At 73.1% G+C, this 23,576-nt stretch carries 19 protein-coding genes; 4 read left to right on the top strand and 15 right to left on the bottom strand.

What is annotated here, in order from left to right; genetic code table 11:
- The first annotated feature begins 353 nt into the window (after nt 1-353).
- A complete protein-coding gene (locus B7R87_RS24740; RefSeq protein ID WP_006346312.1) occupies nt 354-1,061 on the top strand; it encodes a bifunctional DNA primase/polymerase in 708 nt (235 codons plus the stop codon).
- Between the two features lie 66 nt (nt 1,062-1,127).
- On the opposite strand, the gene ftsY is transcribed toward B7R87_RS24740, so the two are convergent.
- Nucleotides 1,128-2,348 carry a signal recognition particle-docking protein FtsY gene (ftsY, locus tag B7R87_RS24735; RefSeq protein WP_130585186.1) on the bottom strand — a complete coding sequence of 407 codons (1,221 nt, stop codon included), beginning with the start codon at nt 2,346-2,348 and terminating at the stop codon, nt 1,128-1,130.
- Nucleotides 2,349-2,644: 296 nt separating this feature from the next.
- Between ftsY and B7R87_RS24730 the strand changes: the two genes are divergently transcribed.
- Nucleotides 2,645-3,895 (top strand): GNAT family N-acetyltransferase, encoded by a 1,251-nt coding sequence (locus B7R87_RS24730; RefSeq protein WP_006346313.1) that lies wholly within the window; start codon nt 2,645-2,647, stop codon nt 3,893-3,895.
- A 420-nt stretch (nt 3,896-4,315) separates the two neighbouring features.
- Here the strand turns inward: B7R87_RS24730 and B7R87_RS24725 are convergent, their stop codons facing one another.
- Nucleotides 4,316-4,864: a DUF4231 domain-containing protein gene (locus B7R87_RS24725; RefSeq protein ID WP_107069927.1), complete on the bottom strand. Its 549-nt coding sequence runs from the start codon at nt 4,862-4,864 to the stop codon at nt 4,316-4,318.
- A 112-nt stretch (nt 4,865-4,976) separates the two neighbouring features.
- Here B7R87_RS24725 and B7R87_RS24720 point away from each other — a divergent pair, with 112 nt between their 5' ends.
- A complete protein-coding gene (locus B7R87_RS24720) occupies nt 4,977-6,059 on the top strand; it encodes an LLM class flavin-dependent oxidoreductase (protein ID WP_006346315.1) in 1,083 nt (360 codons plus the stop codon).
- Here the strand turns inward: B7R87_RS24720 and B7R87_RS24715 are convergent.
- The 4 genes from B7R87_RS24715 to B7R87_RS24700 all read right to left on the bottom strand — a co-directional run bounded on the left by B7R87_RS24715 (nt 5,972) and on the right by B7R87_RS24700 (nt 12,737).
- Nucleotides 5,972-7,393 (bottom strand): sugar porter family MFS transporter, encoded by a 1,422-nt coding sequence (locus B7R87_RS24715; RefSeq protein ID WP_006346316.1) that lies wholly within the window; start codon nt 7,391-7,393, stop codon nt 5,972-5,974. The genes B7R87_RS24720 and B7R87_RS24715 overlap by 88 nt on opposite strands.
- Before the next feature lie 479 nt (nt 7,394-7,872).
- Entirely contained in the window at nt 7,873-11,454 is a 3,582-nt protein-coding gene (gene smc, locus B7R87_RS24710; RefSeq protein ID WP_130585187.1) for a chromosome segregation protein SMC, read from the bottom strand.
- A 377-nt stretch (nt 11,455-11,831) separates the two neighbouring features.
- Nucleotides 11,832-12,050, bottom strand: coding sequence for a hypothetical protein (locus B7R87_RS24705; protein WP_006346319.1), 219 nt, complete (start codon nt 12,048-12,050; stop codon nt 11,832-11,834).
- Nucleotides 12,051-12,455: 405 nt separating this feature from the next.
- Nucleotides 12,456-12,737, bottom strand: coding sequence for an acylphosphatase (locus B7R87_RS24700; RefSeq protein ID WP_045852843.1), 282 nt, complete (start codon nt 12,735-12,737; stop codon nt 12,456-12,458).
- A 195-nt stretch (nt 12,738-12,932) separates the two neighbouring features.
- Between B7R87_RS24700 and B7R87_RS24695 the strand changes: the two genes are divergently transcribed.
- Entirely contained in the window at nt 12,933-13,796 is an 864-nt protein-coding gene (locus B7R87_RS24695; protein WP_006346321.1) for a CAP domain-containing protein, read from the top strand.
- 22 nt (nt 13,797-13,818) lie between these two features.
- On the opposite strand, the gene mutM is transcribed toward B7R87_RS24695, so the two are convergent.
- The 9 genes from mutM to B7R87_RS24650 all read right to left on the bottom strand — a co-directional run bounded on the left by mutM (nt 13,819) and on the right by B7R87_RS24650 (nt 23,419).
- Nucleotides 13,819-14,673, bottom strand: coding sequence for a bifunctional DNA-formamidopyrimidine glycosylase/DNA-(apurinic or apyrimidinic site) lyase (gene mutM, locus B7R87_RS24690; RefSeq protein ID WP_006346322.1), 855 nt, complete (start codon nt 14,671-14,673; stop codon nt 13,819-13,821).
- A 135-nt stretch (nt 14,674-14,808) separates the two neighbouring features.
- Nucleotides 14,809-15,666, bottom strand: a complete 858-nt coding sequence (rnc, locus tag B7R87_RS24685) for a ribonuclease III (protein ID WP_006346323.1) — start codon at nt 15,664-15,666, stop codon at nt 14,809-14,811.
- Between the two features lie 19 nt (nt 15,667-15,685).
- On the bottom strand, nt 15,686-15,859 hold the full coding sequence (rpmF, locus tag B7R87_RS24680; protein WP_003957604.1) for a 50S ribosomal protein L32: 174 nt from the start codon (nt 15,857-15,859) through the stop codon (nt 15,686-15,688).
- Nucleotides 15,860-15,861: 2 nt separating this feature from the next.
- A complete protein-coding gene (locus B7R87_RS24675; protein ID WP_045852844.1) occupies nt 15,862-16,518 on the bottom strand; it encodes a YceD family protein in 657 nt (218 codons plus the stop codon).
- A gap of 178 nt (nt 16,519-16,696) precedes the next feature.
- Complete coding sequence (locus tag B7R87_RS24670; RefSeq protein ID WP_130585188.1) at nt 16,697-17,653, bottom strand: ATP synthase F0 subunit B; 957 nt, start codon at nt 17,651-17,653, stop codon at nt 16,697-16,699.
- Nucleotides 17,654-17,760: 107 nt separating this feature from the next.
- Nucleotides 17,761-18,240: a pantetheine-phosphate adenylyltransferase gene (gene coaD, locus B7R87_RS24665; protein WP_006346327.1), complete on the bottom strand. Its 480-nt coding sequence runs from the start codon at nt 18,238-18,240 to the stop codon at nt 17,761-17,763.
- A 26-nt stretch (nt 18,241-18,266) separates the two neighbouring features.
- The gene (rsmD, locus tag B7R87_RS24660) at nt 18,267-18,869 is read right to left on the bottom strand and encodes a 16S rRNA (guanine(966)-N(2))-methyltransferase RsmD (protein ID WP_006346328.1); all 603 of its coding nucleotides are present in this window, start codon (nt 18,867-18,869) and stop codon (nt 18,267-18,269) included.
- A 646-nt stretch (nt 18,870-19,515) separates the two neighbouring features.
- The gene (gene recG, locus B7R87_RS24655; protein WP_006346329.1) at nt 19,516-21,744 is read right to left on the bottom strand and encodes an ATP-dependent DNA helicase RecG; all 2,229 of its coding nucleotides are present in this window, start codon (nt 21,742-21,744) and stop codon (nt 19,516-19,518) included.
- Between the two features lie 49 nt (nt 21,745-21,793).
- Entirely contained in the window at nt 21,794-23,419 is a 1,626-nt protein-coding gene (locus tag B7R87_RS24650) for a DAK2 domain-containing protein (RefSeq protein WP_233169084.1), read from the bottom strand.
- Nucleotides 23,420-23,576 lie beyond the last annotated feature (157 nt).

Raw genomic sequence — 23,576 nt, 5'->3', positions numbered from 1 at the left:
CCGAATCCACACAGGTGAACGGGGCGGCCCCGGCAGGTCCAACGGCACACACTGTCCCAGGTTGTCCCGGGGGTCGGGCACCGAAAGTAATCCTACGATCACCGCTCGGCGCGCCGGAATCCAGAAACGCCACCATTCGCCACCCCTTCGAATGAACTCCCCTGTCGCCGGGCGCGATTCACTTGACAGTGGGCGGGCCGAAGACGGCGGATCGGTGCACCCGTCGGCGCGTGGCGTGAAGTTCACTCCCCCTCGCACCTCGGTGCGCCCTCGAACCTTCACCGGTTGCGACGCTGTGTCACGAGGACACTTCGGGTCGTAACCACCGGCGAGCAGATGACGTTGGAGGGGGCATGGGCTTCACGATCGGCGGCAGCCGGGGGATCCGGGACATCCGGTCCGCCCGGCCCGGCTCTCGGCGTCGCGGACGCGCGGCGGAGCGTGCGGTGACGGCTGTGGCGGAGTACACCGGGCTGTGGGGCTGGGCCGTGGTGCCGGGCGCCGGGGCGGTGGCCGGGGGCGCATGCCCGTGCGGCGGCGCGGAGTGCGCCTCCCCCGGGGTGCATCCGCTGCCGTTCGCCGCGGAGATCCCGGCGGGTGCCACGCTCGACGAGGTGGGCGAGGCCTGGGCCGCGGTGGCCGGGGCGGCCGTGCTGCTGCCGGTGGGGCGCTCCTTCGACGTACTCGACGTGGCGGCGGACGCCGGGCGCCGGGCACTGGTGCGGATGGAGCGGATGGGGCTGCCGCTGGGGCCGGTCACGGCGGGGCCGGACGGGCGCTGTCAGTTCTTCGTGGCGCCGGGTGCCGCGTCCGCGCTGCCGGAGCTGCTGTACCGGATGGGCTGGGACGACGCCGATCTGGACCTGCACTGTCCGGGTCCGGACGAGTACATCGCCGCCCCGCCGTCGGAGTTCGCGGGTCTTGGCCCGGTCGACTGGCTGCGTCCGCCTTCGCTGGACACGGCCGCTGCGCCGCCGGAGGCCCGGCTGCTGCTGGGGACACTGGCGTACAGCTGTCACCGCTCCGCGGTGCAGGGCTGCGCGGGGGACCGTACGTCCTGAGCGGCCCCCGCCCCCGGCCCGGCCGCCGCGCCGCTGCGGGACGGCGGGCCCGGGGGCGCCGGCGGGTCAGTCGCCGATGAGGGCGTCGACGAACGCCTCCGGCTCGAAGGGCGCGAGATCGTCCGGGCCCTCGCCCAGTCCGACGAGCTTCACGGGCACGCCCAGCTCGCGCTGGACGGCGACGACGATGCCGCCCTTGGCGGTGCCGTCGAGCTTGGTCAGCACGATGCCGGTGATGTCGACGACCTCCGCGAAGACCCGGGCCTGGACGAGTCCGTTCTGTCCGGTGGTGGCGTCGAGGACGAGAAGGATCTCGTCGAGCGGGCCGTGCTTCTCGACGACGCGCTTCACCTTGCCCAGCTCGTCCATCAGCCCGGTCTTGGTGTGCAGCCGTCCGGCGGTGTCGATGAGGACGACGTCGGCGCCCTCGGCAATGCCCTCCTTGACCGCGTCGAAGGCGATGGACGCGGGGTCGCCGCCCTCGGGTCCGCGTACGGTACGGGCGCCGACCCGCTCGCCCCAGGTCTGGAGCTGGTCCGCGGCGGCGGCGCGGAAGGTGTCCGCGGCGCCGAGGACGACCGAGCGGCCGTCGGCGACCAGGACCCGGGCGAGCTTGCCGGTGGTCGTGGTCTTGCCGGTGCCGTTGACGCCGACGACCATCACGACGCCGGGGGTGTCGACGCCGCTCTCGGTCTTCACCGCGCGGTCGAAGTCGGTGCCGATGAGGGTGAGCAGCTCCTCGCGGAGCAGGGCGCGCAGTTCGTCGGGGGTACGGGTGCCGAGGACGCGCACCCGCTCGCGCAGCCGCTCCACCAGCTCCTGGGTGGGGGCGACGCCGACGTCGGCGATGAGGAGGGTCTCTTCGATCTCCTCCCAGGTGTCCTCGTCGAGATGCTCACGGGACAGCAGGGTGAGCAGGCCCTTGCCGAGGGAGTTCTGGGAGCGGGCGAGGCGGGCGCGCAGCCGGACCAGCCGGCCCGCGGTGGGTTCGGGGACCTCGATTTCGGGGGCGGTCTCGGCGGGCGCCGGTGCGGCGGCCTCGTCCGGCGCCTCGGCGGGGGCTCCGGCCTCCGGGAGGCCGACCTCCTCGATGGTGCGGCGCGGCTCTTCCCGCGGTGTCTCCGCCTCGTCGCCGACGTGCGGCTCGGCGGGCGGAGCGGTGATGGTCGGAGTGCTCTGCGGGGCCGACGGCGGCAACTGCTTCTTACGGCGGCCGCTGATCACGAGCCCGCTGATGGCGCCGACCGCGACCAGGGCGATGACTACAGCAAGGATGACGATTTCCATAACCCACCCAGTATCGGGCACACCCCCTCCGGGTCCGCCGGGCGCGCCCGGGACCGGCGGCGGCGGCTCCGGCCGGGGGACGGCACGGGGCCGGGGTCCGGGGCGCGGGACGCGGGACGCGGGACGCGGGACGCGCGGGGACGCGTACGGGGCGGCCGGGGGTCCGGGCCGGGGGCGGTAGGCGGCACGGTACGGGGCGCGGTACGGGCGTCCTCGGGAGGAGCCGGTGGCGGACCGGATCCGGTGGGGAGAAATCCGGATGACCCGCCCGGGACGGCCGGGTTAGCGTCCCCGGCATGACCGTTGTGGAATATCGGACCATTCCGGATGCGCATCTGGACCGCGCCCTGGACCTGCACTATCTGGTGTTTCTGGAGAAGGACGCCGAGGGGGAGACACGGAAGCTGCACCGGGAGATCCTGGAGCACTGCGATGTCGTCGGCGCTTACGAGGGCGAGCATCTGGTGGGGCTGCTGGCGGCGCATCCGCTGTCGCTGTCGGTGCCGGGCGGGGAGCTGGAGTGCGCGGGTGTGACCTTCGTCTCCGTGGCTCCGACGCACCGCAGACGGGGAGTGCTCAGCGGAATGATCGCGGAGCTGATGCGGCGGTGCGCCGGGCGGGGGATGCCGCTGGCCGCGCTCTGGGTGTCGGAGACGGGGATCTACGGGCGCTTCGGCTTCGAGCCGGCGACCCGTTCGTACACGGTGGAGATCGACACGGAGCATCCGCTGGCGCTGCGGATCGACCCGGACGAGCGGCCCCTGCGGCTGGTGTCGCCGGACGAGGCGCCTGAGGTCGTGGGCGCGGCGCATGCGGCGGCCCGGTCCGGGCGGGCGGGCCGGGTTGCGCGGGACGACTTCTGGTGGCGTACGCACATCCTGCGGCCGGAGGACGAGGAGGACGACGACCTCAGCCCGCCGCGGGTGGTGGTGCTGGGCGAGGCGGGCGAGCCGCCCGCCGGGTACGTCATCTACCGGACCGCGTCCGACGGCGAGGGCCGGGGAAAGCTGCACATCGGTGAGCTGGAGGCCGAATCGCCCGCGGTGGCGGCGGCGCTGTGGCGCTATGTGACCTCGGTCGACCTGGTCGACCAGGTGCGGGCGTGGGGGCGGCCGCTGGACGATCCGCTGCTGCGGTTCACCGCCGACCGGGACCAGATCAGTGTCGTACAGGAGTTTCCCGCGCTCTGGCTGCGGCTGGTGGACGTACCGGGGGCGCTGGCCGGACGCGCCTGGTCGGCGCCGGTCGACGTGGTGCTGGAGGTGACCGACGCGGGGGTGGCGGAGAACGCGGGCCGGTACCGGCTGGTCGTCGGCCCGGACGCTTCGCCGGGCGGTACGGGCCGGGCGGCCCGGGTGGAGCGGACGGACGCGGCGCCCGATCTGACGCTCGACGTCCGTGAGCTGGCGGCCTGCTATCTCGGCGATCTCGACCCGGCGGAGCTGGTGCGGGCCGGTCTGGTCACGGAGCACACGGCGGGCGCGGCGGCGGCGCTGGGCGCGGCTTCCCGTACGGAGCTGCTGCCGCATACGACGGACGAGTTCTGACGGACACCTCCGGCGGGGGCCCAGGCGCATCCCGTGAACGCTCCCGGTGAACGGGCCGGTCCGGCGGCTGGTTCCCGGGTCCCCGCCGGTGGGGACCCGGGGCCGGGTCGTACAGAAGGGACATCGGCTCCAGGGCGCTTCCGGCACATCGCGCCGCCCAGCCGGGAGGGCGTCCCGCCCGTGCCCGCAGGGCACAGGGGCCGAGTGTGCGGGCCGGACGGGATGTGCCGGACACGGTCCGGCGCCCGCGCGGCCCACGGGGCCGCCCGAGGTGGCGGGCCGCACCCGGGCCGGAGTCCTGGGCCCGCACTCCGAAGGCCCCGGCCCGACGCCTCGGAGGTCCGGGGGCCGCGGGCCTCGGATTCCCGGACCGCAAGGGGTCCGCATTCCGGCCCGGAGGTACGGGCCCGGGCCGTACCGCTACGCGGAAGGCGCGCCGCCCGGCGGCAGGGCCGCTCCCCCGCCGCGCTGCCCGGCAGCCCAGTTCTGCAGCTCCGCCGTGGTCGCGCCCTCGACCTCCTCCAGCAGCCGGCGCCGCGCCTCCTCGTCCCGTGCATCCTCGGGTACGAGGCGGTGGCGCCGGATCGCCAGATGCAGCCGTGACCAGGCCTCCGCGGCCAGTACGTACCGCTCGTTGTGGTGGAAGACCTGACGGAAGCCCCCGATGAAGACGGCGGCTCCGGCCAGTGACGCGGTGATCGCCGCGGGCGCCTGGATGCCCGCCGCCACCACCGTGGCCGCCCCGGTGAGCAGGGCGGTCAGTTCGGTGGCCTGGTGCTTGCGGCGGCTGCGGTCGCGGGTCCGCGCGTACCAGGCGAGCTGCTCACCGGCATAGGCCAGTACGGCCTCGTCCGCCCCCGCGCCTGCGGTTCCGGGCTGCGCAGGGACCGTCGGCGCGGCCGGGTCCGGTATGCCGGGCTGTACGAACAGCGGCTCCGGCCCGGAGGGTTCTCGGGGAATCGTCGGCATGCGCCCATGCTGCCCCACCGGCCTCCCGGCGTCGCCGCCCTTCACATCTGACGATCCGTCATTTACGGTGCGCGCGCCGGACCTGCGACCGGCGGAGCGGAGGCAGCGCGCCATGACCTTCACCATCGTCCGCGTCAATCTCGTCGCCCCCGGCGCGTCCCCCGGCGCGCTCGCGGGCCGCTACCGCACCGCGCTGGACATGGCGGTCTACGCCGACGGGCACGGGATCGCCACCGTCCAGACCGAGGAGCACCACGGCGCCGAGAACAACTGGCTGCCCTCGCCGTTCGTCTTCGCCGGGGCGGTCCTGGGCGCCACCCGCCGGATCACGGTCACCGTCTCCGCCGCCGTCGGCCCGCTCTACGATCCGCTGCGGCTCGCCGAGGACATCGCCGTCCTCGACCTGCTGGGCTCCGGACGGCTGGTCACCGTTCTGGGCATCGGCTACCGGCGCGAGGAGTACGAACGCTCCGGTGTGCCCTGGGCCCGCCGCGGCCGGCTCCAGGACGAAATCCTGGAGACGCTGCTCGCCGCCTGGACCGGGGAGCCGTTCGCGTACCGCGGCCGTACGGTACGGGTCACCCCGCGTCCGTACACCCGCCCCCGTCCACTGCTCCTGGTCGGCGGCTCGTCACGGGCGGCCGCCCGGCGCGCGGCCCGCCTCGGACTGCCGTTCTTCCCCAGCGCCCATCTGCCGGACCTGGTGGCGTACTACGACGGACAGCGGGCCCGGTACGGCACCAAGGGCTGGACCACCATGCCGGAACCGGTGACTCCGCTGCTGCACGTCTCCGACGATCCGGACCGCACCTGGGCCGTCCACGGCGAGCACTTCCTGCACGAGGCCCGGACCTACGCCTCCTGGTCGTCGCCGGACATCCGCTCCGCCGTCCGGTCGGGAGCGACGACGGTCGCGGAGCTGCGCGCCGAGGGCGTGTACCGGGTCGTGACACCCGACGAGTGCGTGGCCCTGGCCGCCGGGGCGCAGTCGCTGGTCCTGCATCCGCTGTGCGGCGGCATGCCGGAGGAGGAGGGCTGGCGGTCGCTCCGGCTGCTGTGCCGCGAGGTGGTGCCCCGCCTCGGGCGGCCCGGGCAAGGGACGGGCGCTCAGCCCATCTCCTCCAGCGGCTTGCCCTTGGTCTCCCTGACGAAGAGCAGCACGAAGGGGATGGAGAGCGCGGCGAAGCAGGCGTAGATGATGTACGTGGCCGAGAGGTTCCAGTCCGCCAGGCTCGGGAAGCTGGCGGTGATCGCCCAGTTGGCGATCCACTGCGCGGACGCGGCGACGCCGAGGGCGGCGGCCCTGATCTTGTTGGGGAACATCTCGCCGAGCAGCACCCAGACGACGACGCCCCACGACAGGGCGAAGAACAGTACGAACACATGGGCGGCGACCAGGGCCACCGCACCCTCCACGCTGGGCAGTTTGCCGTTGACCAGGGGTGCCGAGAAGGCCCAGGCCTCGAAGGCGAGGGCGATCGCCATTCCGGCGGAGCCGATCAGCGCCAGCGGCCTGCGGCCGATACGGTCGACGAACACCATCGCGATCACCGTACCGACGATGTTCACGATGGACGTGGTGAAGGAGTAGAAGAAGGAGCCGGAGGGGTCGATACCGACCGACTGCCAGAGCGTCGTGGAGTAGTAGAACACCACGTTGATGCCGACGAGCTGCTGGAAGACGGAGAGTCCGATACCGACCCAGACGATCGGCAGGAACCCGAACCGGCTGCCGAGCAGGTCCCGGAACGTCGACTTGTGCTCCCGGCGCATCGCCTGTTCGATCTCGGCGACCCGGCGGTCGAGGTCGATGTGCTCGCCCTCGACCTCCGTCAGGACCTTCCGCGCCCGTTCGGTCTTGCCCGCGGACAGCAGATAGCGGGGCGATTCGGGGATGGCGAAGGAGAGCAGTCCGTACAGCAGCGCGGGCACCACCATCACGCCGAGCATCCACTGCCAGGCCTCCAGACCGCCGATCTCGCCGCGCTGGTCCCCGTCCGCGATCTGCAGGATGCCGAAGTTCACCAACTGGGAGACGGCGATACCGATGACGATCGCCGCCTGCTGGAACGAGGCCAGCCGGCCCCGGTAGGCGGGTGGGGAGACCTCGGCGATGTACGCGGGTCCGATCACCGACGCCATGCCGATCGCGAAACCGCCGATGATGCGCCACATCGCCAGATCCCACAGGGCGAACGGCAGGGCCGAGCCGATCGCGCTCGCGGTGAAGAGGACGGAGGCGATCCGCATACAGGCGATCCGGCCGATACGGTCGGCGATCCGGCCCGCTGTGGCGGCACCGATCGCACAGCCGATCAGGGCGATCGCGATGACCTGGGCGAGTTCGGCGGAGCCGATGGCGTAGCGGTCGCGGATGGCTTCGACGGCACCGTTGATGACCGAGCTGTCGTAGCCGAAGAGAAAGCCGCCCATCGCGGCGGCGGCGGTGATGAAGACGACATGGCCGAGGTGTTCGGGATGGTCGGAAGCGGACCCCGGCGGGGTGGGTGGCTGCGCGGTGCTGGACACGTCTACTCCTGGGGCCGACTCCGGTGGGAGCCCTTCAAGTGGCGCACACCTCGTGCCCGCCCACCACTTGAGCTGCTGCTTCAGTGTTCACGGCAGGCCCCGGCGGACGGCCGGACCGCCGACGGGCTCGCCCCGCGCGGGGCCGCGGAGGCGGTCCGGGCTGGGTCCCGACGCGGTACGGCGGGACCCGGGCCGGGCCGAGACGGGTCCGGCACGGCCGGGAGCAGCTCCGGTCTCCGGTACGGCGGGGATCCCGCTCCTCCCGGGTCCGGCCGTGCCGGAGCCCGCGGCCGCCGACGCGCCGTGAACACCGGCGGGCGGGCCGGTGCGTGCGGGTCCGCCGGCCGCGGTCGTGAAGGCGGGCGTACCCGGTTCGTTCGTAAGGCACCTCGGTAAGGCGCGGCCCGCCGCCCCTGAACGCGGAGGCGCTCACCCGCGGAGACCGACCGCCGTGTCTCGCTCCTCCGGGCCCCGCGGCCCTAGCGCAGGCGCTGGCTGACGACCTTGGAGACCCCGTCGCCCTGCATGGACACCCCGTACAGCGCGTCCGCGACCTCCATCGTCCGCTTCTGGTGGGTGATCACGATGAGCTGTGAGGACTCCTGGAGCTCCTGCATGATCCGGATCAGCCGCTGGAGGTTGGTGTCGTCGAGCGCCGCCTCCACCTCGTCCATCACATAGAAGGGGCTGGGCCGCGCCTTGAAGATGGAGACCAGCATCGCCACTGCCGTCAGCGAGCGCTCACCGCCGGAGAGCAGGGAGAGCCGTTTCACCTTCTTCCCCGGCGGCCGGGCCTCGACGTCCACACCGGTGGTGAGCATGTTCTCGGGGTCGGTGAGCACGAGCCGCCCCTCACCGCCGGGGAAGAGCCGCGAGAACACGCCCTCGAACTCCCGTGCCGTATCCCGGTACGCCTCGGTGAACACCTGCTCGACCCGTTCGTCGACCTCCTTGACCACTGTCAGCAGATCGGTCCGGGTCTTCTTCAGGTCCGCGAGCTGCTCGGAGAGGAACTGGTGGCGTTCCTCCAGCGCCGCGAACTCCTCCAGCGCCAGCGGGTTCACCTTGCCGAGCTGCTGGTACGCCCGCTCCGCGGCCTTCAGCCGCTTCTCCTGCCCGGCCCGGTCGAAGGGCCGGGGCAGGTTGCGGGGGTGCTCGGGGTCGTCCGGCAGCTCCTCGCCCTCGGCGGGCGGGGACGGCGGTACGGGCTGGTCGGGGCCGTACTCGGCGATCAGGCCCGCGGGCTCGACGCCCAGCTCCTCCAGCGCCCTGGTTTCGAGCTGTTCGATCCGGAGGCGCTTCTCGGCTCCGAGGACCTCGCCCCGGTGCACCGAATCCGTCAGCCGGTCCAGCGCTCCCTTGAGGTCGCGGCCCCGGGCCCGGGCCCGGCCGAGACCGGCCTCCCGTTCGGCCCGGGCGCCCTCGGCGGCGGTACGTTCCTCCGCGGCCCGGCCCAGGGACACGTCGACATGGGCCAGGAGACACCGGGCTCCGGCACCGACGGCCGTGGCGACCGCGGCCTCGTGGCGCAGCCGGTCGCGGAGCCGTTCGGCACGGACCCGCGCCTCGCGCTCGGCGCGCGCCCCCCGGTCCAGGGCGTCCGCCCGGCCCGCGAGGCCCTTCGCCCGCTCCTCGTGGGTGCGGACCTGGAGGCGGGCCTCCATCTCGGTCTGCCGGGCGTTGGCCCCGTCGGCCGCGAGCCGGTCCCGTACCTGGGTGTCGGGCTCCTCCGTCTCCGTACCCCCGGGGACGTCCTCCTGCGCGGCGGCCAGTTTCGCGGCGAGTTCCTCGGCGTCGGTACGGGCCCGCTCCAGCGCCTCCCGGGCCCTGGCGACGGCCGCGTCGGTGCGCTCGGCCTCGCCGGTGGCGGCCCTGGCCTGCCCGGCGAGCCCTCCGAGGCGGCCGGAGAAGGCGGACTTCTCCCGTTCGGCGGTACGGCGGCGCTCACCCAGCTCCTCGACGAGCGCGGCACAGGCGGTACGCCTCCCGGCGGCGCGCTCCCGGGCCTCGGTCAGTTCGGCGCAGCGGACGTCGAGTCCGGCGAGGGCGGCCGTGGCCTCGTCGACGGAGGCCTGGACCTCCAGCAGACTGGGCGCCGATGCCGAACCCCCCTGGGCGAAATGGGCGCCCAGAACATCGCCGTCGGCGGTGACGGCGGTCAGCCCGGGGCGGGCGTAGACGAGTTCCTCGGCCTCCTCCAGGGTGCCGACGACGACCGTGTCCCGGACGAGCCTGCGGACGGCGGGCATCAGTTCGGCGGGGCCGCGCACCAGATCGGCGACGCGCGGCGGCCCGCCGGTGATCCGGTCCGGTCCCGCAGCAGAGCCCTCGGGGGCGTCGGGGGCGTCGCCGAGCAGTATCGCGGCCCGGCCCGCCTCGGACTTCCGCAGCAGCCGCAGGGCGTCGGCGGCGGCCGAAGGGCCTGCCACGGCGACGGCGTCGGCGGCCGCGCCGAGGGCGGCGGCGACCGGGATCTCGTACCCGGGGGTGACGGAGAGCAGATCGGACGCCGGTCCCAGCAGCCCGGTCAGCTGCTCCCGGGCGGCCAGCAGCGCCCCGGTGCCGTCCTTGCGGCGCAGCCCGAGCGCGAGGGCGTCGCGGCGGGCGGCGACGGCGGCCCGTTCCCGTTCGGCGGCGGACTGGGCGTCCCGGGCGGCGGTGAGCGCGTCCTCGGCCCCGGCCAGCTCGCGGCGGGCGGTGTCGTGGCGTTCGCCGAGTTCGGTATCGCCCGCGTCGAGGCCGTCGGCCTCGGCCCGCAGCTCCTCGTACGCCTCCTGGGCGGTGACCGCCCGCTCCCGTGCCTCGTCCCGGGCGGCGGCCAGCCGTTCGATCTCGGCCTGGGCGGCGGCGGCCCGGCCCTGTGCCGCGATGACCTGGGCACCGAGCCGGGCGAGCTGTTCACGGCGGTCCGCGATCGCCCGGGCGACGTCCTTGAGGCGGCGCTCCTCGGCGGCCCACTGCCGTTCGAGTTCGGCCCGGTGCTCGACGGTGTCCTCCAGGGCCCGTTCGGCCGCCTCCAGCGCGGCCGCCAGTTCGGCCTCCTGCTCGCGGATCCGGGCGGCCTCGCGCTCCATGTCCTCCGGGTCCCGGCCGCGCCGCTCCTCCGCGGGCCGGTCGGTGGCGCTGCGGACCCGGGCGTCGGCGAGGGAGACCGTGCCGCGGACGCGTTCGGCGAGCCGGGAGAGTTCGTTCCAAGTCTGCTGGGCCCGCTCCAGCCGGGGCGCGAGCCGGCGCACCTCGTCCTCCAGGGCCGCCTCCCGGGCCAGCGCCTCCTTCAGCTCCCGCTCGGTGCTCTCCCTGCGCTCCTTCAGAGCGGCCTCGTCGGCGATCTCGGACCGCAGGGCCTCCCGAAGCCGGACCAGATCGTCGGCGAGGAGCCGCAGCCGGGCGTCGCGGAGATCGGCCTGGATGACGGCGGCCCGGCGGGCGACCGCGGCCTGCCGGCCCAGCGGTTTGAGCTGCCGCCGGAGTTCGTCGGTCAGATCCTGGACCCGGGCGAGGTTCGCCTGCATCGCGTCCAGCTTCCGCAGCGCCTTCTCCTTGCGCTTGCGGTGCTTCAGCACGCCCGCGGCCTCTTCGATGAAGGCCCGGCGGCCCATCGGATCGGCGTGGAGTACGGAATCGAGCTGCCCCTGGCCGACGATGACATGCATCTCCCGGCCGATACCGGAGTCGGAGAGGAGTTCCTGGATGTCGAGCAGTCGGCAGGTGTCGCCGTTGAGCTGGTACTCGCTGCCGCCGTTGCGGAACATGATCCGCGTAATGGTGACCTCGGCGTATTCGATGGGGAGAGCGCCGTCGGAGTTGTCGATGGTCAGGGAGACTTCGGCGCGGCCGAGCGGGGGGCGCCCGGTGGTACCGGCGAAGATGACGTCTTCCATCTTTCCGCCGCGCAGCGATTTCGCCCCCTGTTCGCCCATGACCCAGGAGAGGGCGTCCACCACATTGGACTTGCCCGAGCCGTTGGGGCCCACGACACAGGTGATGCCCGGCTCGAACCGCAGGGTGGTGGCCGAGGCGAAGGATTTGAACCCGCGCAGGGTCATGGCCTTGAGGTGCACGCAGCCGGACTCTACCTTCCGTACCGCTCGGGAGACCGGTGGCCACCCGTGGTTCTCCTGCGGTTTCACCGTAGGAGGCGCAGGGCACACAGTGGGTAAGGAGCAGTCGTCGGCGCGGGGGCGCGGGCCGGGGGCCCGCAGCTGCGGACGACAGGGGCGGACAGCGGGGGAAGGACAGCGGAAAGACCTCGGTGAAAGCACCGGGACGGACGGCAGAAAAGACGCAGTAGAAAAGACGCGACGGGAAAGCCGGGGGAGAGCCACAGCGGACACTGCGAAGAGAAAAGCAGCGGAGAAAATGCAGCGGAAAGAAAGAAGGGACGCCGAGGCGTCCCTTGCATATCTTTGCGCGGTGTATCTCCGGCGGATCTCCGTGCTCAGGTGAGCGCGGGCTCCGCCTGCGGTACGTCGATGTCGATGCTGTCGAGCAGCGAATCGCCGGGGTGCTGAGCAACGGCAGCGCTCAGCGCGTCGTTCTCGGACTGGATCCGTACGAGTTCGGATTCGAGGTCCTGGACGCGCTGCTGAAGCCGTCGCATCTCGGCGAGGAGTCGCGGGTCGGAACCGCCGACGTAACCGAGAAGCGCCTTTGCCATGATGGATGGTCCTCCACACTGAGTGACCGACCGATGCGGTGTGGGTCGTGGGATTCGCACCCGCTGGTGCTCGGCAGTGGCGGTGACTGCTCTGGTCTCGCTGCGGTTCCTACTGCCGGACAGTCGGGGTGCGCGGGGCTTCCAGAGTCTCACCAAAAAGTTTGACGGTCAACACGATCACGCCCCGCTGGCGCGGCCGAACCGGTGTGCGTCCGGCCGCTCACGGGGCGGCGCGGGCGGCCTTCCGGGGCCCGGGGGCGTGGAGATCATCCGTACTGGGGCGCAGCCTGGCACGTACCGCCGATATTGGCAACCACCAGGAGCTTTCCACCCTGAGCGGGGGCCGGGGGCGCCGGAGCGCATCCGCCGTGCGAGTGGCCGGAGGGGTCTCCGGCGGGGTGCCCGTCAGCGGATCGCGAATCCGTCGTAACCACCGCGCGGAGTGTCCCAGATCTCAGTCACACCGTCGACGCGTCCGGGTGTGTCGCCGGAGCGAAGCCACTCCAGCAAACGGTGGCAATTCTCACGCGACCCCTCGGCCACGACCTGCACCCTGCCGTCGTCGAGATTGAGGGCGAATCCCGTGAGCCCCCCGATCTCCAGAGCGTTTGCCCTGGTGAACCAGCGGAAGCCCACTCCTTGTACTCGCCCGCGTACCCAGGCGGTCAGTCGTGCGGCATCGTTCATGGCGTCACCGTAGCCTCCGGATCAGTCACGGAGCACTTCCGTCCCAGGGCTCATGGCGTACAGTCCCCTCGCAACGAACGTCACCCGTTCGGGCGAGCCTGTTTCCGGTTTTGCCCGGATGGAGTCCGGTAAGCGATGTGTTCGGCTTACTCCGGACTCCACGGCAACTCCACGGCAAAAGGAAGGCACAGCCAGATGGGACGTCATCGAAGCACCGGCAAGCGCAGGGGCGCGCCCCTGCGGACGGGGCTGCTGGGCGCCTCCGCCGCCGTGGCCATGGGTGCCGTGGCCGTCGCTTCCGGGCTGCTGCCGGGCGGCGACACCTTCGTCACCGGCGGGGACGCCTCCCCCGGCGGCGAGGTCCGCACCGAGGGCCGGCCGACGCTGAACACCCAGGGCGACGCCGGAGCGCGGCCGACCGGTCCGGCGACCGGCACCCCGACCGGTCCCGCCGCCCCGCATCTGCCGTCGACCTCCCCGACCGGCACCCCCGGCAAGGCGCCGTCCACCGCACCGGCGGAGAAGAAGACCGGCCCGGCGGCCGGCCGGGCCGGCGAGTCCCGGACCCCGTCCGTCCCCGCGCCCCGGTCGCAGGAGCCGCGGACCGTCACCCCCGAGCGGGCCTCGTCCCCCTCCCCCACCCGCACCGCTGAGCCCAAGCGGAAGGCCGCCTCCACGACGGAGACCGCGATGGAGGCGGAGGTGCTGGAGCTGGTGAACCAGGAGCGCGCCAAGGTCGGCTGCAGCCCGCTGCGTTACGACGCCGCTCTCGCCCGCCTCGCCGGGAACTTCAGCGACGACATGGCGACCCGTGGTTTCTTCGACCACACCGACCCGGACGGCGATTCGCCCTGGGACCGGGCGAAGCAGGCGGGCGTGAAGAACCTGGCCGCCGAGAACATCGCCCGCGGCCAGGCGGACGCGGAAGCCGTGATGGACGCCTGGATGAAGAGCGACGGGCACCGCGCGAACATTCTCAACTGCGACTACAAGACCCTCGGCGTCGGTGTCCGGCTGGGCGGCGGCGGCCCCTGGTGGACGCAGAACTTCGGCTACTGACCCCGCGGGGCCGCCGAGCCGTTCAGAGCCGCGGCGGGCGCTGGCAGCGCGGGCAGTAGTAGCTGGACCGGTTCATCCACGGCCGGCGGCGCATCGGTGAACCGCAGCGCCGGCAGGGTTCACCCTCCCGCCCGTAGGCGTCGAGCGACCGGTCGAAGTAGCCCGATTCGCCGTTGACGTTGACGTACAGACTGTCGAAGCTGGTGCCGCCCTCCGCGAGGGCCGCCGTCATCACATCCCGTACATGACCGAGCAGCTCGGTCGCCCGCGGCCGGGTCAGGGCCGTCGTGGGGCGGTCGTAGTGCAGCCTGGTCCGCCACAGGGCCTCGTCCGCGTAGATATTGCCCACCCCGCTGATCAGCGACTGGTCCAGCAGCGCCCGCTTGACGGTGGTGCGCCGCAGCTTGAGCGCGTTCAGGAACGCCGGATCGTCGAAGGCCGGGTCGAGGGGGTCGCGGGCGATGTGCGCGATGGCGTCCGGCAGCCCGTCGGGGGTGTTCTCGTGCACCGAGAGCCCGCCGAAGGTGCGCTGGTCGACGAAGCGCAGCTCGGTGCCGATGGAGTCGTCGAAGCGGATCCGGATCCGCAGATGCCGTTCGTCGGGTGTGCCCTCGGGCTGGACCAGCAGCTGGCCGCTCATCCCCAGATGGCCGAGGAGGGAGCTGCCGGTCCGGCCCAGGGAGAACCACAGGTACTTGCCGCGGCGGCAGGCGAGACCGAGGCTCTGCCCGGTCAGCTGTGCGGTGAAGTCCACGGGCCCGGCCGGATGGCGGCGGACGGCGCGCGGATGGAGGACCTGTGCCTCGGCGATCGTCCGCCCGGTGACCCAGCGCAGGAGTCCTCGGCGTACGACCTCGACCTCGGGCAGTTCGGGCACGGAGTCCTCCGGATACGCTCTTGCCGACGCCCGCAGGGTACCTCCGAACGGGCGGTGAGCAGCATCGAGCCCCCGTCCGGACCGGGCCGGACGGGGGCTCGACGTGCCGTGCGTCGCTACGGGAGCGGCCGGGGATCAGGCTCGGGCCGATTCCTGGCCGTCGTCCGCCCCGCTCCCATCACTCTCAGCAGGGCCGTCGGCGGCTTCCGCTTCCGGAGACTTACCGGATTCGGCGGCCGCCCGTGCGTCGGCAGCGGCGCGGATCTCCCGCCAGGCCGACTCGGCGGCCTGCTGCTCCGCTTCCTTCTTGCTGCGGCCGGTACCGGTGCCGTACGAGACACCACCGACGCGGGCAGCAGCAGTGAAGGTCTTCTCGTGGTCCGGACCCGTCTCGGTGACGAGGTACTCCGGGACCCCGAGTCCCTCGGCGGCGGTCAGCTCCTGGAGACTGGTCTTCCAGTCGAGTCCCGCGCCCAGGTTGGACGACTTCTCGATCAGCGGGTCGAAGAGCCGGTGCACCAGCTCGGACGCCGCGTCGAGTCCCCGGTCCAGATAGACCGCGCCGATCACCGCTTCGAGGGTGTCGGCGAGGATGGACGCCTTGTCCCGGCCGCCCGTGCCCTCTTCACCCCGGCCGAGCCGGATGAAGGAGCCCAGGTCGAGCCCGCGGCCCACCCCGGCCAGTGCCCGGGAGTTGACGACCGCGGCCCGCAGCTTGGCGAGCTGCCCCTCGGGCAGATCGGGGTGGCTGCGGTAAAGGGTGTCGGTGACCACCAGGCCGAGGACGGAGTCCCCGAGGAACTCCAGGCGCTCATTGGTGGGCAGCCCCCCGTTCTCGTACGCGTACGAGCGGTGGGTCAGCGCACGCACCAGAAGGGCGGACTCGACCTGATAGCCGAGCCGCCCTTCCAGAAGCGTGTGGGACGAGGCTGCGTTGACTGCGTCGGCGTTGTCCGCCGGCTTTCCGTCACCGGCGTTGGACAGCTCTGACATCAGGCCTCTCACCAGCCGCTCAGACCGCGAGGACCTGGCGCTTGTTGTAGGTGCCGCAGCTCGGGCACGCGATGTGCTGCTGCTTGGGCTCCTGGCAACGCTCACACGAAACCAGGGTGGGGACCGCAGCCTTCCACTGCGACCGGCGGTGGCGCGTGTTGCTGCGCGACATCTTCCGCTTCGGAACAGCCACGGCTACTTCTCCTGCTTCTCGTCGACGCCGGCGTCGGCGCCGCCCATGTTGTCCTTCTCGCCGTCCCTCATGGTGCCGGCGAGTCCTTGCAGTGCCGCCCAACGAATGTCGGTGGCATCGTGGTGGTGGTCCGGGTCGTCGTCGAGCCGGATTCCGCACTGAGGGCAGAGTCCGGCACAGTCCTCCCGGCACACCGGCTGCATCGGCAGTGCGAGCACCACCGCATCACGCAGCACGGGCTCAAGGTCGAACAGGCCGTCCTTGAGGAAGACGACGTTCTCGTCCTCGGCATCGTCGCCGGGCGCCGCGGCGGCGCCGCGGATCCGGTCATCGGTGTCGGGGTACGTGAACATCTCCTGGAAGTCCGCAGCGACATCGAGGCGCAGCGGCTCCAGACACCTTACGCACTCCCCCTCGGCCGACGCACGGGCGGTGCCTGTGACAAGCACCCCTTCCATGACCGACTCCAGACGGAGCTCCAGCTCGACGGAGTCGCCCTCGGGAACTCCGACGACCTCCTCGATGCCCAGGTCCTTCGGCGCCGACACGGTGCGGGAGAGCCGCTGGAGCGCGCCGGGACGCCGGCCCAGCTCGTGCGTGTCGAACACGAGGGGGTTGCGGTGGTCGAGGCGGGCGTTCAGGGCTGTTCCTGCTTTCACGTCGTGCCGATGCACCGGGCTGATGCTTCGGGGGATGGGGCTGACGTCCCCAGCGAGGGGGGAAGCGGGCAGCCGGGATCGCGAACGAGGCGCGACCGAAGAACCAGGATACTGGACCGGGCGCCGTCGGCCCAATCCGGCCCCCGGGGTCGGGACCGTTCCGCCGGGGCGACCGCCCTCAGCGGCCTCCCGGGCCATAGGATTCGCCCGTTTCATGAATTTTATACGTTTCTTCCGGCCGGGGCCGGTGCGCGGGCTCGTACGAGGGCGGGGGCGGGACCCGGACCGTGTCCAGGGGGCGGGCGGGCGCTCCGTACGGGGCCGGCTGCTGTGCCGGGATCGCGGGCGCCGCCCCGTACCCCGGTCCGAAGGGCTCCGGTACGGCGGATCCCGCCGACGGTCCGGCCGGTTCCGCCAGACCGGCCAGATACTCGGCGTCACTGGTGGCCCGCTCGGGGGCCGGGTCCGCCGGGTCGGCCCAGGCCGCCGAGGCCGCCGAGGCCGCCGGGTCACTGAGCGGGAACCGCTCCCCCGGGGCGTCTCCGGCCGTCCGGCCCTGGAGGGTGGTCCGGCCTCGTCCCACCGCGTCGAGGGTCCGGGTGAGCACCTCCTCGAAGGCGCCGAGGGTGGCGTCCGCGTAGGCCCCGGCCCCGCCGGGCGGCAGCGGGCCGCCGTCCTGCGGACCGTCCGGGGCCCCGGCGGCCAGCCGTTCGCGGCCGAGGCCGACGGAGCCGATGGTGCGGGTGAGGACGACCTCGAAGTTGGCCAGCTTGGCGTCGACGTAGTCGTCGGCCTCGGCGCGGATCTCCTCGGCGGCCCTGCGTGCCTCATCGAGGATGCGCTCGGCCTCCGCCCGCGCGTCGAGGGCGACCCGGCTGCCGGAGAGCAGTTCGCCGCGTTCGGTGTGGGCGTCCCGGAGGATCTGCCGGGCCTCTTCACGGGCTCTGGCGACCGTCCGCTCCCGCTCGCCGATCAGCTCCCGGGCCCGGTCGATGGAGCCCGGCAGCGCGGCCCTCGCCTCGTCGAGCAGGGCCAGCAGCTCGGCCCGGTTGACGACGCACGACGCCGACATGGGCAGGGCCCGGGCGCCGGTCACGGCTGCCGTGATCTCGTCGAGCTTCTTCTGCACGTCCACCGTGGTCCGCCGCTTTCCGCACGCGTCGTCGCGCGCTGTCGGGACTGGCGCAGCCGACTGACTGACTGGCGCAGACGACTGTACGGGCCGCGGGCCGCGGCTCGCCGTCACTTCTCGGCGAGGCGGCGGCGGAGCGCTTCGTGGACCGGCGGGGGGAGCAGATGGGAGACGTCGCCGCCCCAGGCCGCGACCTCCTTGACCAGGCTGGAGGAGAGGAAGCTGTAGGTGGGGTTGGTGGGGACGAACAGGGTTTCGACGCCCGACAGGCCGTTGTTCATCTGGGCCATCTGCAGTTCGTAGTCGAAGTCGCTGACGGCCCGCAGGCCCTTCACGATGGCGGGGATGTCCCGCTCCTTGCAGAAGTCGACCAGCAGGCCGTGGTGGGACTCGACGACCACGTTCCCGTACTCGCCGGTCACCCGGCGGATCAGGTCCATCCGCTCCTCGACGGTGAACAGGCCCTTCTTGGACTTGTTGATCATCACCGCGACGTGGACGACGTCGTACAGCTTGGAGGCCCGGGCGATGATGTCGAGGTGGCCGTTGGTGATGGGGTCGAACGACCCCGGACAGACTGCGCGGCGCACTGGAAGTCCCTCGCTCTCCGGTCCGGTCATGAAGCGTCTTCGCACGTGGATGCCTCGTCGCAGACAGAGGCGGCGCGACCGTACCAAAACGTTCCCTCGCCGTAACGACGGGACCGCAGCGGCTCGAAGCCGGCCGGCCAGCGGAAGGTTCCGCCCCTGGTGCTCCGTTCCACGGTGACGAGCGCGTCCTCGGTCAGCCACCCCTGGGCGGCGAGTGTGAGGAGGATCTCCCGTAGATCATCGTCGACGACGGCGTACGGGGGGTCGAGGAAAACGGCATCGTAGGGGGCGGTAGGGGCCGGTCCGGCGACGATCTGTTCGGCCCTGCCGGTACGGACCTCCGCTCCGGGCAGCCCGAGGGCGCGGACGTTCTCCCGGATCACCCGGGCGGCCCGGGCGTCGGCTTCCACCAGCAGTGCGTGGGCGGCGCCACGGGAGAGCGCCTCCAGGCCGACCGCCCCGGAGCCCGCGTAGAGATCGGCGACCCGGATGCCCTCCACCGTGCCCAGCAGGGCCTGCCAGGTGGAGAAGAGTCCTTCGCGAGCCCGGTCGGACGTGGGGCGGGTGCCGGTGCCTGGGGGAACGGCGAGGCGGCGTCCGCCGGCGGTGCCGGCGATCACGCGGGTCATCTCGGTCCTCGGAGTCGGTGGGAAAGGCGGGGCGGGTCGGAGCGGGGCGGGTCGGAGGCCGCGGTTTGCGGGAACCGGCCGCCGTGATCAGTCTCTCAGCTCCCCACCGGGATCCGCGCGGCCGGGCGGCGGGCGCCCTGTCGGGGCGTGCCGGAGTACCTCGCGCCGTCCGCCGAGCCGCGGACCCCGCGGGCCGGAGATGCCTTGCGCCCCTGCGCCCGGAGAGCTGCGGGGAGCACCCGGGAAGTGCCGACAAGGGCTACCGCCCGGTGGGAGTGGCCCCGTGCCCGAAGGGGCCCAGGGGGAGCGTCCGTGTGCCGGGCCCACGCCTCATCGGCGGGACTCTGCGGGCGCGACACGGGGAGTCTCTCGTGGACCAGGCCGGATCAGCGAGCGGCGGCCCTGGGGCTTCACCCGGCGGCACCCCCACCCACGCCCTTGGGCACGGGGGGGGGGAAAGTCCGGTGCCGTGGATCGCCAGGCGGAGGACGGACGCCCGGGGCGCCGGGCCCAGGCGCGTGTCCATGTGCCCGGGCTTCGCCGGGGGAACCCCCACCCGGGCCACCGGACCCAGGGGCGCGGCGCCTGGAGGGCACAGCGGTGGCCGGAGCGGTACGCGAATCCGGCAGGGTACGGCGGAGACGGTTCAGCCCTTGTCCAGATACTGCTCGCGCTCCTCGTCCAGCAGGGCGTCCAGTGCGATGCGCAGTTCGGGGAGGGCGTCCAGACCGGGGTCGGCGGTGACGACGGCGACGGCCTCCTCGCGGGCCGCCGCGATGATCTCCTCGTCGTCGATGACGGCGAGCATCCGCAGGGAGGAGCGGACGCCCGACTGCGCCTGTCCGAGGACATCGCCCTCACGGCGCTGTTCGAGGTCGATACGGGACAGCTCGAAGCCGTCGAGGGTGGCGGCGACGGCGGCGAGCCGGGATCGGGCCGGGCTCGCCTCGGGTGCCTCGGTGACCAGGAGACAGAGCCCGGGGGCCGAGCCCCGGCCGACCCGGCCGCGCAGCTGGTGCAGCTGGGAGACGCCGAACCGGTCCGCGTCCATGATCACCATCGCGGTGGCGTTGGGGACGTTCACCCCGACTTCGATCACGGTCGTCGCGACCAGGACGTCGACCTCGCCCGCGGCGAAGCGGCGCATGACGTCGTCCTTGTCGTCCGGGGGCATCCTGCCGTGCAGCACCTCGACCCGGAGCCCCGCCAGCGGGCCCGCGGCGAGGTCGGCGGCGACGTCGAGGACGGCCAGCGGGGGCCGTTTGCCGTCGGCGCCCTCGGCGGGCCCCGCCTCCGGGCCCGACTGCTTCTTCGACGGCTTCTCGTCGGCCTCGTCCCCGATCCGCGGGCACACCACGTACGCCTGGTGTCCCTTGCCTGCCTCCTCCCGGACCCGCTCCCAGGCCCGGGCGAGGAAATGCGGTTTGTCCTGGGCGGGCACCACATGGCTGGCGATCGGGGAGCGCCCGGCCGGGAGCTGGTCGAGGACGGAGGTCTCCAGATCACCGAAGACCGTCATGGCGACCGTCCGCGGGATGGGGGTGGCCGTCATCACCAGCAGATGCGGCGGCTGCTGCCCCTTGGAGCGCAGCGCGTCCCGCTGCTCCACCCCGAAGCGGTGCTGTTCGTCGACGACGACCAGACCGAGGTCGTGGAACCGGACCTTGTCCTCGATCAGGGCGTGGGTGCCGATGACGATGCCCGCATCGCCGGTGACCAGGTCCAGCAGGGCCTGCCGCCGCGCCGGTACGCCCATCGAGCCGGTGAGGAGCACGATCTTGGTGGCGTGTTCGACGCCGCCCAGCATGCCGCCTTCGGCCAGGTCGCCCATCATCTCCACGATGGAACGGTGGTGCTGCTGGGCCAGTACCTCGGTGGGGGCGAGCATCGCGGCCTGGCCGCCCGCGTCGACGACGGCGAGCATCGCCCGCAGGGCGACCAGGGTCTTGCCGGAGCCGACCTCGCCCTGGAGCAGCCGGTGCATGGGGTGTTCGGTGGCCAGATCACCGAAGATCTCGGCGGTGACCTTCTGCTGGCCCTCGGTGAGGGTGAACGGGAGCCGGGCGTCGAAGGCGGTGAGCAGTCCGTCCGGCGCGGGCCGGCGGGCGACCGCGGGGAGTTGGGCGTCCGCGTACCGCCGTCTGGCGAGGGCGACCTGGAGGACGAAGGCCTCGTCCCATTTGAGCCGGGCGCGGGCGTCCTCGATATCGGCCTTGGTCTGCGGCCGGTGGACCTTGAGCAGGGCCTCCGGCAGCGGGACGAAGCCCCGGCCCTCGCGGAGCGCGGGGGGCAGCGGGTCGACGGCCTCTCCGGCCCTCGGCAGCACCGCGTCCACCGCCTTGGCGATCTTCCAGGACTCCATGCCCTTGCAGGCGGGGTAGATCGGGATGAGGGCGCCCGCCCAGGACTCGACGGCGGAGGAGTCGGCCCCCTCGGCCGCCTCGGTGCCGTCCGCGCCCAGTTTGGCGTAGGTGGGATGGGCGAGCTGGAGCTTGCGGTTGAAGACCGACACCTTCCCGGCGAACATGGCGCGGCTGCCGGGCGGCAGTTCGGACTGGGGTTTGTGCACGCCGCGGCCGAAGAACACGAGCTGGAGCCGGCCGCTGCCGTCGGTGATCGTCAGCTCCAGGCGCTTGCCGCGGCCGCCGTTGAAGGTGTGGACGCGGGAGTCGGCGACCTGGGCGACCACCGTGACGTCCTCGTCGAGCGGCAGCTCGGAGAGCCGGGTCAGCTGGCCCCGCTCCTCGTACCGCCGCGGATAGTGGTGCAGCAGATCCCCGACGGTGTGCAGACCGAGCTGCTCGCCGAGCACCTTCGCGGTGGCGGGGCCGAGCGTCTTCTTGAGGGGTTCACTCAGGACGGACACGGCATCCATTGCACACCACGCCACCGACAATCGGGGCCGCCGCCCCTCCCCCAGGGTGTCACTCCACCCCGATGAGCAGCGGGCTCGCGCCGTGACCGCTCTCGTACACGACCGTGTCCACCGCCAGATGCGCATCCCGCACATGCCGCTCCAGCCGTGCGGCGGTCCCGGGGCCGTCGGGCAGGTCGGCGGAGAGGACCAGGGTCACCAGTTCGCCGCCCGCGGCCAGCATCCGGTCCAGGACCGCGACGGCGGTGGCGGTGAGGTCCGTACCGATGACGGCGACATCGCCGTCGATCAGCCCCAGGACATCACCGGCCTGGCAGACGCCCGCAGTGGTCCACGAGCGGTGTTCGGCGACCGCCAGCTCCGCGTAACGGGTGGCCCCGGCCGCCGCGGTCATGGCGACGACGTCCTCGTCGAAGCGGCGCGCGGGCTCGTGGACCGCGAGGGCGGCGATGCCCTGGACGGCGGCGCGGGTGGGGACCAGGGCGACCCGTACGCCTTCGGTACGGGCCTGTTCGGCGGCGGCCGCGGCGGTGTGCCGCAGCTCCGCGGAGTTCGGCAGGAGGACGACCTCGCGGGCGTGGGCGCGGCGGATCGCGTCCACGAGTTCGCCGCTGGCGGGCGGTTCCCCGGGGCGGGCCAGCACGGTCACGGCGCCCGCCTGCGCGCACAGCCCGGCGAGCCCCTCCCCGGGCACGACCACCACGACCGCCCGCTGGACCTGCTCGGGTACGGGCGCGGTGGCCCCGGCGAGATGGGTGATCCGGATCCGGTGCGGGCGGCCCGCTTCCACTCCCGCCTCCACGGCGGCGCCCGCGTCGTCGACGTGGACGTGGACGTTCCACAGGCCGTCGCCGCCGACGACCACCAGGGACTCCCCCAGGGCGTCCAGCCGGGCCCGCAGTACGGCGACCGCCGGATCGTCTGCCTCCAGGAGATAGATCACCTCGAAGGCGGGGCCTTCGAGGTCGCACGCTCCGGCGGGAGCGGACACCGGGCCGTGAACGTGACCATGAACGGGGCCGCGGGCGGGTGCGGTGGGCGTCTCGCCGGTGACCGCGGCGACCAGGGCCCGCAGCACCGCCAGGAGCCCCATGCCCCCGGCGTCGACGACCCCGGCGCGCGCCAGCACGTCGAGCCGGTCCGGGGTCGCCGCCAGGGCCTCGCGGGCGGCCTCGTAGGCGGCGCGGGCGGCGGCCGCGTCGCCGGGTCCGGCCGCCCGGGCACCGGCGGCGGCCGCGTCCGCGACGGTCAGGACGGTGCCCTCCACCGGGTGCGCCACGGCCTCCCGGGCCAGGACGGCCGCCCGGTCCAGGGCCTCGGCGACGCCGCCGCCCTCCGCAACGCGCTCCGCGATACCGCGCAGCAGCTGGGCGAGGATGGTGCCGGAGTTCCCGCGGGCGCCCAGCAGGGCCCCGTGCGCCATCGCCCGGATCACCGCGGACGTCTCGGGCTCCCCGGCGGCGCCGAACCGGCCGGGGCCGGACTCGTGGGCCGCGAACACCGCCTCCACGGCCGTGGCCGCGGATTCGGCGGTCAGATACAGATTGGTGCCGGTGTCACCGTCCGCGACCGGATAGACGTTGATCGCGTCGATCTCCTCGCGCTCCCGGCCCAGCGCCTCCAGGGCCCCCGCGCACCAGACCCGTACCGCTGCGGCGTCGAGTTTCTGCGGCACCTGGGGATCCTCCTCGGTACGGGCGTGGGGGCGGTCGCACCGCAGGGTAGCCCCCGGGCCCGCCGTCCCCGCGGGGAGCCGGTCCGGCAGCGGGGGAGGCATGGTAGTTTCGTTGAAAGGGCGGAGCCGTTGTATGCTGCTCCGGTTGCCTGATGAA

Origin of the sequence: Streptomyces tsukubensis, from assembly GCF_003932715.1 — a bacterium.
In the GTDB taxonomy this organism is placed as follows: Bacteria; Actinomycetota; Actinomycetes; order Streptomycetales; family Streptomycetaceae; genus Streptomyces; species Streptomyces tsukubensis.
This window is presented reverse-complemented; position numbering and strand designations above follow the sequence as displayed.

Bases quoted from the DNA above. Each gene is read 5' to 3' on its own strand.
- B7R87_RS24740 (WP_006346312.1), top strand. From the start codon at position 354: ATGGGCTTCACGATCGGCGGCAGCCGGGGGATCCGGGACATCCGGTCC.
- ftsY (WP_130585186.1), bottom strand. From the start codon at position 2,348: ATGGAAATCGTCATCCTTGCTGTAGTCATCGCCCTGGTCGCGGTCGGC.
- B7R87_RS24730 (WP_006346313.1), top strand. From the start codon at position 2,645: ATGACCGTTGTGGAATATCGGACCATTCCGGATGCGCATCTGGACCGC.
- B7R87_RS24725 (WP_107069927.1), bottom strand. From the start codon at position 4,864: ATGCCGACGATTCCCCGAGAACCCTCCGGGCCGGAGCCGCTGTTCGTA.
- B7R87_RS24720 (WP_006346315.1), top strand. From the start codon at position 4,977: ATGACCTTCACCATCGTCCGCGTCAATCTCGTCGCCCCCGGCGCGTCC.
- B7R87_RS24705 (WP_006346319.1), bottom strand. From the start codon at position 12,050: ATGGCAAAGGCGCTTCTCGGTTACGTCGGCGGTTCCGACCCGCGACTC.
- B7R87_RS24700 (WP_045852843.1), bottom strand. From the start codon at position 12,737: ATGAACGATGCCGCACGACTGACCGCCTGGGTACGCGGGCGAGTACAA.
- B7R87_RS24695 (WP_006346321.1), top strand. From the start codon at position 12,933: ATGGGACGTCATCGAAGCACCGGCAAGCGCAGGGGCGCGCCCCTGCGG.
- rnc (WP_006346323.1), bottom strand. From the start codon at position 15,666: ATGTCAGAGCTGTCCAACGCCGGTGACGGAAAGCCGGCGGACAACGCC.
- rsmD (WP_006346328.1), bottom strand. From the start codon at position 18,869: ATGACCCGCGTGATCGCCGGCACCGCCGGCGGACGCCGCCTCGCCGTT.
- recG (WP_006346329.1), bottom strand. From the start codon at position 21,744: ATGGATGCCGTGTCCGTCCTGAGTGAACCCCTCAAGAAGACGCTCGGC.